A 2397-nucleotide genomic window follows, 5' to 3' on the forward strand; every position below is an offset into this window, starting at 1 on the left:
GATTGGCTTAATTGTTCTAAAATTAGCGAAGGGCCATTATTTCGACCGATCAATCGGCATGGTCAAATCATGGATAAAGCTCTAACTTCCAAATCCGCCGCATTGATTATTAAGCGGAACAAACATTTAGAAAATCAGAAACATTCATTCTCAGGACATAGCTTACGGGCTGTATTTGCTACAACCGCTGCCATCTTTGGTGTTCCTGAGCATATGATCATGAAACAAACAGGCCATAAAAGCTCTGATACCATTAGAAGATATATTCGATTGGGAAATATGTGGACAGAAAATGCCGCCACTAAAATTGGTTTATAAGCTTAATTTCCATCCTATAATACATCTTATCGCGGATATTTCTATTAAATAAGCGTCTCAATGGAAATTGATCAACTTTAATGAAATTTTATCTTTCAATTTCTAAATTGAGTGAAGTTGCTAAAGTTTTAAAACGGTCTAATCCATTATCGGTGAGATTCGTACAGCCGCTTAAATCTAGATGCTGCAAAGCCGTTAAGGATGTCAAATGGGCTAATCCAGCATCGGTGAGATTCGTACAACCGCTTAAATCTAGATGCTGCAAAGCCGTTAAAGATTTCAAATGGGTTAATCCAGCATCGGTGAGATTTTTGCATCTACTTAGATTTAGATGCTGCAAAGCCGTTAAAGGTTTCAAATGGGCTAACCCTGCATCGGTGAGATTCGTACAGCCGCTTAAATCTAGATGCTGCAAACCCGTTAAGGATGTCAAATGTGCTAATTCAGCACCCGTGAGATTTTCACAATCGCTTAAATCTAGATGCTGCAAAGCCGTTAAGGATGTCAAATGTGCTAATTCAGCACCCGTGAGATTTTCACAATCGCTTAGATTTAGATGCTGCAAACCCGTTAAGAGTGTTAAATGCTTCAATCCATCTTCAGTGAGTTTCTTACAAGAGCTTAGATTTAGATGCTGCAAAGCCGTTAAGGGTGTCAAATGCGCCAATCCAGCATCCGTGAGATACTTACAATCGCTTAGATTTAAATGCTGTAAAGCCACTAAGGGCCTCAAATGTGCTAATTCAGCACCCGTGAGATTCGTACAACCGCTTAAATCTAGATGCTGCAAAGCCGTTAAAGGTTTCAAATGGGTTAATCCAGCATCGGTGAGATTTTTGCATCTACTTAGATTTAGATGCTGCAAAGCCGTTAAAGTTGCTAAATGCGCTAATCCTACATCGGTGAGATACCCATAATTGCTTAGATTGAGATGCTGCAAAGCCGTTAAGGGTGTCAAATGGGCTAATCCTACATCGGTGAGATTCCTGCAATCGCTTAATTCTAAATGCTGCAAACTCGTTAAAGGTGTCAAATGGGCTAATCCTGCATCGGTGAGATTTTTGCATCTACTTAGATCTAGATGCCGCAAAGCCGTTAAGGGTGTCAAATGCGCCAATCCAGCACCCGTGAGATTTCCACAACCGCTTAGATTTAAATGCTGTAAAGCCGTTAAGGGTGTCAAATGGGCTAATCCAGCATCGGTGAGATTCCTCCAGCATCGGCTTAGATTTAGATGCTGCAATCCCGTTAAGGGTGTTAAATGCGCTAATCCTGCATCAGTGACGCCCTGACATTTCTTAAAATGAAGTATTTTTAAATTTTCACAATTTTTTAATGTTAAAAGATGGGCATCGCTCAAACGGGCATTTTCTGAAAAATTAAGTGTTTCTATCTTCTTTGAGAAGTGATTTACAATTTTTTCAAACTCCTTTAACTGAGAGGTCTGGTTTAATAATGCTCTCACAACGGTGAATTCTAAATAGTTCTTCAATGTATTTAATCGATAGCGATGTGCAGAATTTAAAAGTTCTTTTAATCTGACTAAACTTTCTTCAGTGGAGTTAAATGGTTCAAACCTTTGTGATTTGTATCCATCAATCAGCTGTTCTTCTAAATTTGTTACCACTTCTGTCAGTTCATAATAATCAGCGAGTTGAATGGCAGAAGTGATCTCTTCTAAGGGAACTTTAAAGTTAGCATCCGTCAGGCAATTGAGCAAAAGCGTAAAGTCTTTTTGTATTAAAGCGAGAGGATGTTGCAGGGTTTCTTGAAATTGCCCCGACCACAAATTTTTAAAATAAGGCGATTTGTCCCTTAACAAAGCTAGCTGAGAGTGAGAAATAGTCAGAGAAGTTCCCTCTTGAAAGCTTAGTTGAATTTCATCAGATGAAGGTGAAAGAGCAGAAGTTGGAATCGTTGACGCACTACTTTCCTCTGTATTGGCCAAAGAATTGTCTAAGTGAGTATTTTCATTCCCAAGTTGATCATTAATATCTTGAGGGGGATCGTAAGATAGAGTCGTTGTATTGGCAAGATGACTAGGAGTAAACCCAAAATTAGAAATATTCAAAATGACCG

The 2397-nt window shown here is 39.0% G+C and carries 2 protein-coding genes; one reads left to right on the top strand and one right to left on the bottom strand.

From position 1 onward, the window contains the following. The coding region (locus tag TY19_RS09930; RefSeq protein ID WP_042282169.1) for a tyrosine-type recombinase/integrase at nucleotides 1-318 on the top strand (318 nt) is incomplete at its 5' end. A gap of 88 nt (nucleotides 319-406) precedes the next feature. Here TY19_RS09930 and TY19_RS11910 read toward each other — a convergent pair. Further along, nucleotides 407-2389: a leucine-rich repeat domain-containing protein gene (locus TY19_RS11910; protein ID WP_079979293.1), complete on the bottom strand. Its 1983-nt coding sequence runs from the start codon at nucleotides 2387-2389 to the stop codon at nucleotides 407-409. Nucleotides 2390-2397 lie beyond the last annotated feature (8 nt).

The organism is Candidatus Protochlamydia sp. R18, from assembly GCF_000648255.1.
Lineage (GTDB): Bacteria > Chlamydiota > Chlamydiia > Chlamydiales > Parachlamydiaceae > Protochlamydia > Protochlamydia amoebophila.